We start from the raw sequence: 12,109 nt of genomic DNA, 5'->3' as shown, positions 1-12,109 counted from the left end.
ACACCTTCTCTTTGATTAAAGAGCGGCCTTTCAACCGCTTAATTAAGTTATTTCAGTCCTGCTTGTTTAAGTATTTTATTGAGCGTCCCGACCGCCAAATCTTTGCGCGGATGCGGAATTACTATCGGGCTGGGTTCCCCTGATTTCTCAAAAACATGGTGCGAACCATTGGCTCGCACAAAATTCCAGTCAACCGCTTTGATTTGCTTTATTAGTTCATCGCTAGACATTATCCCTCTCTTTAATCAAAACCAAGAGAATAATAGCACCTCTCATACCCACCATCAACACCAGAACCCATGGTGGGTATGAGCAATATTGTTCGGGTAGCCGACTATTTTGTCACTCACAGGTTTAGGACGCGAATAACTAACATTACTCATTAAACCTAGATTAAGACCTAGCTCAATTGATGGCATTTAAACCAATTCTCGTATTGATCCCGCTGAAGCGCGGATTACGTGGTGCTCTGTTATGAAATTGACTATTATCACCCTTTTTTATAGTAAGAATATGCTTTAAAAATATTTTCACGACTAATTTTTTCCAACTTTAAACTCGTTCCATGGAATGTGTAGAACATCACAGTCATATATTTCCTGAATGGTCAACGCAGTCTTTTTCATTGAGGGGGAAAATACCAGAAAAAATAATTTCATTGAAATAAAACCAAGCTGTGCATCTATATTTTCACTATTTATAGAAATTTTACAAACAGTGTCGAAATATTATGGTTATTATTGAGGCATATATAAAAATAAGAATATAAAAAAATTTTTTATGATCTAGTATAAATAAGGTTTCATAATTCTGATACACACATGGTCTTCGACCCGGATTATACGTTGTACAAGGTGTAGCACTATTTTGGAATGTTATTTATAATTGTTAATTTTAATTGGAGGTTTTAAAAAATGGCTGCATATCATATTCATAATTGGGATGGTTCTGTTAATAAACATGCGAAAGCTGGAGTAGTGGTCGGTGGTGTAACTATATTAACAGCTGAATCTATATCAAGTTTTACAGACCCAACATTTCAATGGGTGCTCAATATTAATGCGCCCATGTCTGGAGCGATTACAACTATTTCTCAACTGAATAAAGATTTGTATTGGGTACGCGGAGATGCTTTTACTGTTGGAAACAAAAGTTATATGGGCATTGAGCTCGCGTTTCCATCTCCCACAAAACCAAAATTACAGGTAGAGCTAAAGCAAGAGTACTCAGGAGGTTATAGCTTATATTCATTAGACAATGAATATATTATTATTGTATATGATCCTATTGGTCAGCGTCATAGAATTTGTCTTTCTGCTACTCCTGCTGGCTATCATCCATGGTTTTTTTCGCTGGTGTTTTAAGTAATAAATTATGGTCAGGATTTATTCATTTTTTATTTTGTACTTCCCTCGAAGTAAGAGGGGAAAAAAGAATGAATAATCTTTGAGCTTACTCCCCGTGAGTTCTATGTTGCATAAACCTGTTGCCAGCATTTTTAGTTTGGCAACAGGTTTTCGCTACGTGTAACTGATATGGAAATGGAGTGACATTTTAAACTTGGAATAACAACTTACTGCTGTATCGTGTGACGGGCAATATTAAATATGTCTTCATCAGCCAACTCGGAAAACTTATACATTTAAGTCTTTCGTTGCCATTACAAAAATATCATCCATGCTGTTTTTGCTGACAGGAGAATTCAGGCCATCCCAACGCTGACACGTTCTTTCGTCTTCATGACTGAATGATTTTTACTCAGCGGGTTTAGAAAGCGGGATATCTTTTTGCCCCGCGTAGAAGACCAAGAGAGTAACGCCTTCTTTGCCTGTGTAACCGCGATGAGTGCTGTCAACCATCTCAGGTAACACCTCTCCCGCCTTTATAAGACGTTTTTCACCACTGGATTTTTTCTCTGCCGTTAACACCCCGTTCAGCACGTAAGCGGCATTAGGTATCGGGTGCTGATGCCAGTCAAGGCTGGTATTTGGAGCAATAGTAATTTTGAGAACTGAAAGCTGAGGTGTACCTTTAGGATATCCCTGATAAGGCACGCCATCCCAAGATTTTTCAGTCTCAAGCAATTTTTCAACGTTAATACCCGCAGTATTGCTGCTATGTGCTTGAGTGAAAAACGGAGTAATGAGGAAAGCAAAAGATGTAAAGAAGAGTGATAAAGTTTGAATAGATAGCCGCATATGGGATTCCTTGTACATAAATAATTGGGTAGGTGACCTGTGGCAATTAGTCAATATAAGATTATCTAATGATTTCTGTTATTCCGTCAATTGAACAATCGCGGGTCCGTGAGGATGCGTTAAAACAGGCTTGTAAAGCCGTATCCATAAGATGGTGAACCCGCTATTATTAGAATTGAAACTAATCTCATCAGTCTGGAAGAAAAATAATTAGTTGATTCTCACGGGTAGCTTCAATTATTCATTTATTAAGAAACAGGAGAAAAAAATGTTTACCGGATTGAGTGCTTTTCCTTTAACACCGCTGTGTGGCAATAAGGTGGATGAGAAAACATTTATCTCGCTTATTGAAAATCTTGTTGAGGCTGGAGTGGATTCTGTCGGCGCACTGGGATCGACGGGGAGCTACGCCTATCTTACATTGCCGGAACGTGCACATGTCGCCCGACTAGCTGTTGAACATGCGAACGGTATACCGGTTATGGTCAGCATTGGAGCGCTGCGTGTAGCAGATATACTCAATCTTGCTGAAGATGCCCAGCACGCGGGTGCTAGCGCGGTAATGCTGGCTCCTGTTTCTTACCAACGCCCCACACCGGATGAGGTGTATTCACTCTATGAAGAAGTCAGCCGCCATCTATCCGTGCCGCTCTGTGTCTATGATAATCCTGCAACGACAGGTTTTGAATTCAACGATGAGTTACTGATTAATATTGCCAGTTTACCGTTTGTCAGCTCGCTCAAACTTGCTCGCTTGCCGCAAGAGCTGTCTTTGGCTACACAACGGGTGAATGCACTTCGTTCCCGCCTTCCCGGCCACGTTTCGCTCGGAATCAGCGGCGACGGGTCTTTGTGCGGGATGTGATGTCTGGTTCTCTGTTATAGGTGGACTTTTTCCGCAAACTGCACAGGCTATTACCCGCGCAGCAAAGGATAATGATGAAAAAACGGTACAGATGTTGTCGGCTGCCCTTGAGCCTGTCTGGAGGCTTTTCAGAACCCATGGTAGCCTCAGGGTCACCGCAGCCGCCGCTGAGTTGCTGAACAAAGTAACCGCCCCTTGCCTTCCCTTTCCACTCAAATCATTATCAGGTCAGTCCCGAGATCAGCTAGATGCTATTCTCGAAGATTTAAAAAAACTTATTTAAACTAAATGATGAAAAATATGCTCGCCGGAAATTTCCTTTTCCGGCGAAGAGAGCCATCTTTCTTTTCATAAGTGCATAATCTCTGTCTAACCTTGAATATCCCCCCTTCGTTTATCAAGCTGAATTCATGCCAAAAATCACAGTTTGTTTAGTCGTCTTTGCTATGATTTACTGCAAAATCATTAATATACTTTATGAATAACTTTAAAGATTAAGGTGGGTAATTTATGTATAAGACAAATGGAACAATCCTGGATGTACCGGGTATCAAAGTTGGGCATGCTGAAGATGAGTTGAAACAAACCGGTTGTAGCGTAATTATTTTCGACGATGGGGCTGTTTGTGGTGTTGATGTCAGAGGTTCTGCTCCGGGGACAAGGGAAACCGAGCTTTTAGACCCTATTAATACTGTTCAGAAAACCAACGCATTGGTGCTAAGTGGAGGGAGTGCTTTTGGATTAGATTCCGCCTCTGGCGTCATGCGCTATCTTGAAGAAAGAAAAAAAGGTTTTGATGTCGGTGTCGCTGTTGTGCCTATCGTTCCTGCCGCAATCATATTTGATCTAAATTTTGGTGATCCTGCTGTTCGTCCTGACGCTAATATGGGCTATATTGCATCGAAAAATGCTTCTACAAATTCTTTTCCATCGGGCAATATTGGTGCAGGTGCTGGGGCCACTATAGGTAAAATGGCCGGTTTTGATAAAGCTATGAAAGGTGGGCTTGGGACAGCATCTGTTAAGTTAGCTGGGGGACTGACAGTCGGCGCCATGGTTGTTGTAAATGCTGTTGGTGAAATCAGAGACCCTAAAAATGGTAAAACTATTGCAGGTGCATGTGATGAAAATGGCCACCTTATCGATCTTATTTCCTACGTTTTAGAAAATTATAAAGATCATCATTTCACTCAGGGGAAAAATACGACCATTGGCATAATTTGTTGTAACGCAAATATGAATAAAAGTCAGATGAAAAAAGTTGCCCAGATGGCTCATGATGGGCTTGCGAGGACGATATATCCTGTTCATACCATGAGTGACGGGGACACTATTTTTGCAGCGACAACAGGTGGTGTAGATTCATCGGTGAATATTGTTGGTATGCTTGCAGCGGAGGTTATGGCTGTTGCGGTTTTAGATGCTGTGAAATCAGCTAAGTCAAAATTTGGGGTTAGAGGTTATGCTGATTTAGCAAATACTTCTATATCCAGTGACGTCCCAAGTGTCACCGGAGCCAACAAAGAAGTACGATGAAATCCAAAACGTCTTACCACCCTTTTCACGAATGAGTTAAAAGGGTGATTTGGCCTGAGCTAATACAATTAACAGTAATGTTTATTTTTTCCGACTAAATCTTGCCATACCCGGTTTTTTAGGATTAGGAACAAAGCCCGGATTTCCAGCGCCCGGTTTCCAACTCACTTTCATTTTTGCACCAACCTTGTTGTAAAACTTTTCTAATTCATAAATATCATTGGCTATTATCCATTTTCCTTTACAGATGATAGCAACTGGAAACTCTCCAGGTTCGGCAACAACTTTGACAATCCCACCTCGTTTTTTGACTTCTTCTCTCTCTTTGTCCATAGCAAAAGCAGGATAACTTACCTGAGGACCATGTCTGATAACATTATGTTCTATATCTTCAAATGGCCGGTTTAAATCAGCGTGGGCAATAAATCGGTTAATCAGATCGATTATTTTCTTTTCTTCTAATGAAGCAGATGGAACTGAATGTGGTTGCGTCGTGAAACTAATCATGTCATGCATATCATAGTCACCAGTGAAAGGCAGCGCGGCCCAGTTTTCTTTTCCTTTTAAGGAAGAGAGACTTGCCTCGAGATTGTTTAAATCTATTGGATAAATTCTTCTGTCACCACTGCTCATATATATACCTTTAAGATGACCACTTTTTTTATCCCAGTGACCGACATAACCCTCAATAGATGCCTTCCGCACCTTATTTATGACATCTGAAGCTTCATCTCCAAAATATGCTTTTCTAATTGAACTAGGTTTAATTGTTTTTTCAAGAATATCGTGTCCTTTCGCGGCAGCGCCTTTACTAAGCGCTTTCAGAGTTGGTTCACCTGCCGCCCGAAAACTGACAGCAAAATTACCCATTTTAGACGCTTTTTCAATCGCCTTCATGTGCCCTTCCCAAATAAATTCTCTCTTAACTTGCTGGCGAACACCAAAGTCATTCTCGAACATATTTATAAATCCTTTGAATAGTCTAAGCGCGGAATAATAAAAATAAGATTAATATTAACTTATTTAAATATCCTCCACTCTATATTGTATATTTATATAAAATAACTCTAAACCAAGTTAATGCCTACATCACGATTAAATATTAATTTTATGACAAATCAGAAACTGTAAACACAAAGCTAAAAGTCCACTTCGGTAATGAAATTGTTGGAATTTTATTACGTAGTGCTTAAAATGCTATACCCAATAAATTTCAAATTGCAGAGCGGCGGCAAGAGAACGCAGCCAACAAAGCAGCAACTTGAAAGATGACGGGTATATATGCAGATTAAAGAAAGAAATAACACCACCAGTACATATATTGTACTGGTGGCTTGGGTTTAATTAATTATTAAATTTTTATCCAGGGATAAGCATCATCAGATGTTCCAGCGCCGTCAGGTACGGTTCCCCTATTCCACCATTTAGCTTCCCAGTTTTGACCTTTCCAGCTGACTTTATCGCCAGCTTTATACTCATTATTTGCATCCCATGTTGGGTAATCTCCGCCCTTGTCCTGATCACCCGGATCAACATTGACACCTTTGAAGTAGAATGGCGTCATATCTATTTTTTGGGTAATTAGCTCACAGCCAAGACCTTCTCTTGCGGCATTGACTAACAAACCTCGGTCTTGGTCTGCGGTCCATGTAAATATTCCACCCAAGTTCTTCTCCAATGCATATTGAGCCTTGGATTTAACGGAACGAGGGGTGTCAGTCGAAATAAACAATTTGCTTTCCTCATTGTAGAGATAATCAGCATCTGCTATTTCATCTGTATATAATTTAAAGTTATTCCTCCCTTTCTTTCCTTCTAAATCCAAATAATTATATATTGTGTCGTACCATTCTATTGTTCCTGATTCAAACGAGCCTGTTGTCGTAATTTTGGGATCTTTTTTCGGAACATAGCCAGGATCATAACTACCAGACAATGGAGAATAGCTATCAATAACGGTATTTCTAGCATTGCGTGAATATCCAGCATAACCAATATTGATTGCAGATGCTGGAACACCAATACTTAGTAAATATTCAACCGCTTTTTCTACACTATTCTCACCTTCTGGATAATTACGGAGATTCGTATGATGTAGCAGTTTTTCAGCCCATGGAGTACCAAAGAAATCATAGGTCATCACGTTAATACCATATAGTCCGGCTTTCAATAATTCTGGTATTTTTGATTTCTCCATTTTTTCTGGTACTGCGGAACAGGCTATGCTTATTTTTATATCTGAACGCCCTGCTTCTTTGAAAGCAGCTGTTAAGTCCTGAATTAAGCTAATATAATAATCACCATCATCAGGCGCGTAAATATTACCTTCGTTCCCTGCAACTCCTGGATATTCCCAGTCAATATCAATCTCAGTAAACATGGGAAAACGTTGGAATATATCAACCAGACTTGAGCAGAAATAAGATTTCAGTGTTTCATCTCTGACCATATTATAAAAACCATTACTCATGGTCCAACCACCAACACTGAATGACATAATAAGGTCATGGCCCTGAGCTTTTGCAGCCTGTTGAATTTTAGCCAATCCACCTAATACGCCCATACTTTTAGATTGATCAAAATCCCTTGGCATTTGGATATCCTGCCAACCAGCATAAGTACAATTCTGATAAGACTGGCAATCACCCCATGCATCTGTAAATGTCACTTCTCCATTATTGGTACGGTTAAATAGTGGTGCTTGTTCTTTAATTTGCTGCTTTTTTTCACCTTCATCACCTAATATTCCACAGAACCCAATAATTAATTTATCATAAGCGAAAGGATTATCTAAAAGGTGTTGTAAATCTATTCCTCTACCTCGACTGGTGGGATCTTGATTCCCTTGTAATCTGCCATCATATTGTGACCAATCTGTATAATACCCGAAAATTTTCGGTTTATTTCGTGTATCATATTTATTATAAACAGGTAATAAAACTCTCCCTGATGTGTAACTGAAATTTATTGTCTCCGTTGATGGGTTGAAATTATCTATTTGGTAAGACTGTTCACTAAGAAAATCTGTCTGGATTATTTTTGACATAAATGACCTCGATTATATATCAATTTATTTATGTTGATTAACATTCCGCAACTTTATTTCTTACAGTGATGCAATTACAGTCTAACTTGTTTTATTAGGAAAACAACTAATTGCTATTTTTTTGATTGTTAATGGTTAACTTAATTTTATGTCAATGTGTATGATATTATCACTTGTTTATTATAAGATGGAAAAATTAAAAGCAATAGTCTCAATTTGAAAATATATTAATTTGACATTATCATAACTTCCAATTTAAATAAAATTCCGTAAATTAATTTTTACGAACCATTGATTTTAATTTTATTTTCAGGTGGCTATTTTTCTGTGTTTTATACTTATACTAATTTGTATCATTAAGGGAGTTTGTTTCTTTAATATATTATTATCATTCTTATTTTATACGGAGATGAAAATGACCGCTAAAGATATTCAGCCAACCATTATTATTAATGAAAATGGTTTTATCTCTCTGGAAGATATCGATCAGATTGCGACAAAACAGAAAAAAGTAGAGATATCAAAGGGTGTCATAGATATTTTGAATCGTGGTCGTGAAAAATTAGAGGAAAAATTAAACTCAGGAGAGGTGATATATGGGATTAATACCGGATTTGGGGGAAATGCCAATTTAGTTGTGCCGTTTGAGAAGATTTCAGAACATCAGGAAAATTTGTTAACTTTTCTTTCTGCTGGCACTGGGGACTATATGTCCAAAACGTGTATTAGAGCTTCACAATTTACGGTGTTACTTTCTGTTTGCAAAGGTTGGTCTGCAACTAGGCCAATTGTCGCTCAAACGATAGCCGATCATCTTAACCATGATATTGTGCCTCTGGTTCCCCGATATGGCTCAGTGGGTGCAAGCGGTGATTTAATTCCTTTATCTTATATTGCACGGGCATTATGTGGTATTGGTCAAGTTAATTATATGGGCGAAGAAATTAGCGCGGCTGAGGCAATTAAACGTGCAGGATTGACGCCGTTATCCTTACAAGCAAAAGAAGGACTCGCTCTTATTAATGGCACTCGGGTGATGTCGGGTATCAGTTCAGTTACAGTTATTAAACTGGAAAAACTATTAAAAGCCACACTTTCTTCTATTGCATTGGCTGTTGAAGCATTACTCGCATCTCATGAACATTATGATGCCAGAATTCAGCAAGTTAAAAACCATCCTGGACAGAAAGCAGTAGCTAGTACATTGCGTAATTTATTGGAAGGTTCGACACAGATCAATTTATTAGCAGGGATTAAAGAACAAGCGAATAAAGCTTGGCGTCACCAAGAAATCACCCGGCTAAATGATACTTTACAAGAAGTTTACTCAATTCGTTGTGCACCGCAAATATTAGGTATAGTTCCAGAATCTTTAGCTACAGCTCGAAAAATATTGGAGCGGGAAGTTATTTCTGCTAATGATAATCCTTTGATTGATCCAGAAAATGGTGATGTTTTACATGGTGGGAATTTTATGGGGCAATATGTTGCCCGGACTATGGATGCATTAAAGTTGGATATTGCTTTAATTGCCAATCATCTTCATGCAATTGTAGCGTTGATGATGGATAGCCGTTTCTCCCGTGGATTACCAAATTCACTTAGCCCAACTCCCGGTATGTACCAAGGTCTGAAAGGTATCCAACTTTCACAAACAGCTTTGGTTGCTGCAATTCGCCATGATTGTGCTGCATCTGGTATACATACTTTGGCGACAGAGCAATACAATCAAGATATTGTGAGCTTGGGTTTGCATGCCGCGCAAGATGTTCTGGAGATGGAACAGAAGTTACGTAATATTGTTTCAATGACAATTCTGGTAGTTTGTCAGGCAATTTATCTCCGTGGCAATATTAGTAAACTTGCACCTGAAACAGCTAAGTTTTACCATGCGGTACGCGAAATCAGCTCTCCTCTGGAGGCAGATCGTGCATTGGATAAAGATATAATTCGGATTGCAGATGCAATTATTAATGATCAACTTCCTTTGCCAGAAATCATTCTTGAAGAATAAGAATAAAGTTACTGAAATTCTTCAATGATCTCTTGACTAAAAATGCAGAACCCCATTTACTTGCTGGGATAAAAGCAATATCGGTAAATAAGGGGTTTTGTATGATTGTTTTTGTGACAGGAGCAACTTCAGGTTTTGGTGAATCAATCGCTAGAAAATTCATTCAGCATGGTTCTAGTGTTATTGCTGCTGGACGCCGTAAAGAACGATTAAAAAAATTAAAAGAGGAATTAGGGGATAAATTTCACTTTGTTCAACTTGATGTTACTGATCGGATGGCTATTAACCAAGCTATACAGCAATTGCCAGCATCACTCCGTGATATTGATGTTTTAGTTAATAATGCAGGTTTAGCGCTTGGATTAGAACCCGCGTATCTGGCGAACCCGGATGATTGGGAAATGATGATTGACACCAATACCAAAGGGCTTGTAAATATGACCCATGCTCTGCTGCCTAAAATGGTAAAACGAGACCGTGGGCATATTATTAATATCGGTTCTACTGCTGCAAGTTGGCCATATTCAGGCGGGAATGTTTATGGCGCCACTAAAGCATTTGTAAAACAATTTAGTTTGGGTTTACGGGCAGATTTACAGGGGAAACAAATCCGTGTTACTGATATCGAGCCTGGTTTAGTTGGTGGCACCGAGTTTTCTTTAGTACGTTTTAAAGGTGACAACGATAAAGTGAATAAAACCTACGATGGAGCACAGGCATTAACAGCCGAAGATGTAGCAGAAGCTGTTTTTTGGGTTGCCAACTTGCCTGATCATGTCAACATTAATACATTAGAGATGATGCCAGTTTGCCAGTCATTCGCAGGGCTTAATGTACATAGAAATATATAATCACATTCTTCTTGATATTTTGTTGAATATCTCAATGCTATCTTATAGTTTATCTATCTGATAATTCCCTATTGTGCCATTAATGGGTCCCACTTTCTTTCAAGAGGATAAAAGATGAATATTTATAAGTCTTTGATATTAAAAATTATATCAGCTATTGCTCTGGTAATTCCTTTGCTGTGGCAAGCGCCAGCATTGGCGGCAACTTGTACCTCCAGCAGTACCTGTGTCACAGTAAATGGTAGCGGTGATACGGCTATGGAGAAAGAAGCAGCCCGTCAAAGTAAAGAGCAATGGGATGAAACCAAGAATATTCGTACCAAGGTGAATAAACGTGCTGAGAAGGAATTTGATAAGTTAGATAAAGCGATTGATAACCGTGATGCATGCATGAAAAGTACCAATATAAACGCTTATTGGGAGCCGAATACCGAACGTTGCCTAGACAGCAATACAGGTATGCCTATTAGACCGTAAAATTTGAATAAAGGTGATGACCATGAAGAAAGCGTTTTTATTTAGTGCATTGATTTTTACTGTATCTCCATTTGCATTTTCTGCACAAGCTTCATGTGAAAGCGTGAAAGCACAGATTGCGCAAAAAATTATCAATAATGGTGTGCCGGAATCCAGCTTTAAGTTGGAAATTGTTCCTAATGACCAAGTTGAACAAGCCAGTGGTAAGATCGTTGGACATTGTGAGAATAATACCCAAAAGATTGTATATACCCGGCAAGTAAATCAATCCCCAAATTCGCCAGTTGCAAAATAAACTCTCCGTAGAGGGCTTTGGATGCCCTCTTTCCATATCTTATTTAATATTTCAAATCCATAATTATTCTCCAGTTTGTTTTAATATGGTAGAAATATCCAAATAGCTGGATAAATCTTTCTCTTCTGGACGTAAAAGATAAGGAATTTCACCCAATTGTGGTGCGTTGATGTGACGGCGTAACCTATCCAGAACTTTTGCATAGTAAGATAAACCAGGATTAGTTCTGTTTGCTACCCATCCAACTAACTGCAAACCATCATTTATTATTGCCTGTGCGGTCAGAATCGAATGATTTATACAACCAGGCTGAATTCCAACAACTAAAATTACTGGGATTTTTTCCCGAATAACCCAATCAAAATAAAAAGTCTCATCATTTAGCAATACACGCCAACCGCCATTACCTTCAATAATAACGCGATCAGCTTTATTGTTAAGGTTACTTAATCCTTTTTTCATCTGTTCGAAATCAATCTGATTTTCTTCACAGTAACTGCTTTTCCAGATAACTGGGTTTATTTCTTCATATTTAAGCTGGATGGGAGAGGATTTTTGCAAAACTACGGCATCTCGATTGCGCATTCCTTCTTCTGTTTCATACCCTTCTGTAGCTATAGGTTTATAACCTACTGCTGTTGCTCCGTCACGATTAAAAACTTGTAATAATGCACGGGTAACAACTGTTTTACCGATGTTGGTATCTGTCCCCGTCACAAATAAGCGAGTTAACATAAATTTTGTTTTCCATAATGACAGATAAAATCCAGTTAATAAGGAGTTAAGTTTAGAGTATGTGGCTATCAAGGAGATTGCGTTAGCTCAAT

Annotated in this window: 12 protein-coding genes and 1 pseudogene; 7 read left to right on the top strand and 6 right to left on the bottom strand. The window is 38.7% G+C overall.

All coding sequences use genetic code 11. The features are described from left to right. Positions 1 to 47: 47 nt before the first annotated feature. The gene (locus AM629_RS01535) at positions 48 to 230 is read right to left on the bottom strand and encodes a type II toxin-antitoxin system HicA family toxin (RefSeq protein WP_054475500.1); all 183 of its coding nucleotides are present in this window, start codon (positions 228 to 230) and stop codon (positions 48 to 50) included. Between the two features lie 306 nt (positions 231 to 536). Next, positions 537 to 626, bottom strand: coding sequence for an S-4TM family putative pore-forming effector (locus AM629_RS24470; protein ID WP_232832504.1), 90 nt, complete (start codon positions 624 to 626; stop codon positions 537 to 539). Between the two features lie 288 nt (positions 627 to 914). Here AM629_RS24470 and AM629_RS01530 point away from each other — a divergent pair, with 288 nt between their 5' ends. After that, positions 915 to 1,364 (top strand): hypothetical protein, encoded by a 450-nt coding sequence (locus AM629_RS01530; RefSeq protein WP_054475499.1) that lies wholly within the window; start codon positions 915 to 917, stop codon positions 1,362 to 1,364. A 390-nt stretch (positions 1,365 to 1,754) separates the two neighbouring features. Here the strand turns inward: AM629_RS01530 and AM629_RS01525 are convergent, their stop codons facing one another. Continuing rightward, positions 1,755 to 2,198, bottom strand: coding sequence for a cupin domain-containing protein (locus tag AM629_RS01525; RefSeq protein WP_054475497.1), 444 nt, complete (start codon positions 2,196 to 2,198; stop codon positions 1,755 to 1,757). Between the two features lie 268 nt (positions 2,199 to 2,466). On the opposite strand from AM629_RS01525, the pseudogene AM629_RS01520 reads away from it, so the two are divergent. Both AM629_RS01520 and AM629_RS01515 read left to right on the top strand, forming a co-directional pair. Then, positions 2,467 to 3,346, top strand: a pseudogene (locus tag AM629_RS01520) (dihydrodipicolinate synthase family protein). 227 nt (positions 3,347 to 3,573) lie between these two features. Continuing rightward, positions 3,574 to 4,599: a P1 family peptidase gene (locus AM629_RS01515; protein ID WP_054475494.1), complete on the top strand. Its 1,026-nt coding sequence runs from the start codon at positions 3,574 to 3,576 to the stop codon at positions 4,597 to 4,599. Between the two features lie 81 nt (positions 4,600 to 4,680). On the opposite strand, the gene AM629_RS01510 is transcribed toward AM629_RS01515, so the two are convergent. After that, on the bottom strand, positions 4,681 to 5,559 hold the full coding sequence (locus tag AM629_RS01510; RefSeq protein ID WP_054475492.1) for a hypothetical protein: 879 nt from the start codon (positions 5,557 to 5,559) through the stop codon (positions 4,681 to 4,683). Positions 5,560 to 5,950: 391 nt separating this feature from the next. Beyond that, a complete protein-coding gene (locus AM629_RS01505) occupies positions 5,951 to 7,645 on the bottom strand; it encodes a glycoside hydrolase family 18 protein (protein WP_054475490.1) in 1,695 nt (564 codons plus the stop codon). Positions 7,646 to 8,060: 415 nt separating this feature from the next. Here AM629_RS01505 and stlA point away from each other — a divergent pair, with 415 nt between their 5' ends. From stlA to AM629_RS01485, 4 genes are all read left to right on the top strand, one after another. Further along, positions 8,061 to 9,659, top strand: a complete 1,599-nt coding sequence (gene stlA, locus AM629_RS01500) for a phenylalanine ammonia-lyase StlA (RefSeq protein ID WP_054475488.1) — start codon at positions 8,061 to 8,063, stop codon at positions 9,657 to 9,659. 101 nt (positions 9,660 to 9,760) lie between these two features. Continuing rightward, positions 9,761 to 10,510 carry a bifunctional NADP-dependent 3-hydroxy acid dehydrogenase/3-hydroxypropionate dehydrogenase YdfG gene (ydfG, locus tag AM629_RS01495; protein WP_054475486.1) on the top strand — a complete coding sequence of 250 codons (750 nt, stop codon included), beginning with the start codon at positions 9,761 to 9,763 and terminating at the stop codon, positions 10,508 to 10,510. Between the two features lie 114 nt (positions 10,511 to 10,624). After that, entirely contained in the window at positions 10,625 to 10,987 is a 363-nt protein-coding gene (locus tag AM629_RS01490) for a DUF1283 family protein (RefSeq protein ID WP_054475483.1), read from the top strand. 22 nt (positions 10,988 to 11,009) lie between these two features. Continuing rightward, the gene (locus AM629_RS01485) at positions 11,010 to 11,282 is read left to right on the top strand and encodes a DUF1161 domain-containing protein (protein WP_054475481.1); all 273 of its coding nucleotides are present in this window, start codon (positions 11,010 to 11,012) and stop codon (positions 11,280 to 11,282) included. A gap of 63 nt (positions 11,283 to 11,345) precedes the next feature. Here the strand turns inward: AM629_RS01485 and bioD are convergent, their stop codons facing one another. Next, positions 11,346 to 12,017, bottom strand: coding sequence for a dethiobiotin synthase (gene bioD / locus AM629_RS01480; protein WP_054475479.1), 672 nt, complete (start codon positions 12,015 to 12,017; stop codon positions 11,346 to 11,348). Positions 12,018 to 12,109: the final 92 nt, after the last annotated feature.

It is taken from the genome of Photorhabdus heterorhabditis, assembly GCF_001280945.1.
In the GTDB taxonomy this organism is placed as follows: domain Bacteria; phylum Pseudomonadota; class Gammaproteobacteria; order Enterobacterales; family Enterobacteriaceae; genus Photorhabdus; species Photorhabdus heterorhabditis.
This window is presented reverse-complemented; position numbering and strand designations above follow the sequence as displayed.

Coding starts and splice junctions, on each gene's coding strand:
- AM629_RS01535 (WP_054475500.1), bottom strand. CDS start 230: ATGTCTAGCGATGAACTAATAAAGCAAATCAAAGCGGTTGACTGGAAT.
- ydfG (WP_054475486.1), top strand. CDS start 9,761: ATGATTGTTTTTGTGACAGGAGCAACTTCAGGTTTTGGTGAATCAATC.
- AM629_RS01490 (WP_054475483.1), top strand. CDS start 10,625: ATGAATATTTATAAGTCTTTGATATTAAAAATTATATCAGCTATTGCT.
- AM629_RS01525 (WP_054475497.1), bottom strand. CDS start 2,198: ATGCGGCTATCTATTCAAACTTTATCACTCTTCTTTACATCTTTTGCT.
- AM629_RS01485 (WP_054475481.1), top strand. CDS start 11,010: ATGAAGAAAGCGTTTTTATTTAGTGCATTGATTTTTACTGTATCTCCA.
- AM629_RS01515 (WP_054475494.1), top strand. CDS start 3,574: ATGTATAAGACAAATGGAACAATCCTGGATGTACCGGGTATCAAAGTT.
- AM629_RS01510 (WP_054475492.1), bottom strand. CDS start 5,559: ATGTTCGAGAATGACTTTGGTGTTCGCCAGCAAGTTAAGAGAGAATTT.
- stlA (WP_054475488.1), top strand. CDS start 8,061: ATGACCGCTAAAGATATTCAGCCAACCATTATTATTAATGAAAATGGT.
- AM629_RS24470 (WP_232832504.1), bottom strand. CDS start 626: ATGAAAAAGACTGCGTTGACCATTCAGGAAATATATGACTGTGATGTT.
- AM629_RS01505 (WP_054475490.1), bottom strand. CDS start 7,645: ATGTCAAAAATAATCCAGACAGATTTTCTTAGTGAACAGTCTTACCAA.
- bioD (WP_054475479.1), bottom strand. CDS start 12,017: ATGTTAACTCGCTTATTTGTGACGGGGACAGATACCAACATCGGTAAA.
- AM629_RS01530 (WP_054475499.1), top strand. CDS start 915: ATGGCTGCATATCATATTCATAATTGGGATGGTTCTGTTAATAAACAT.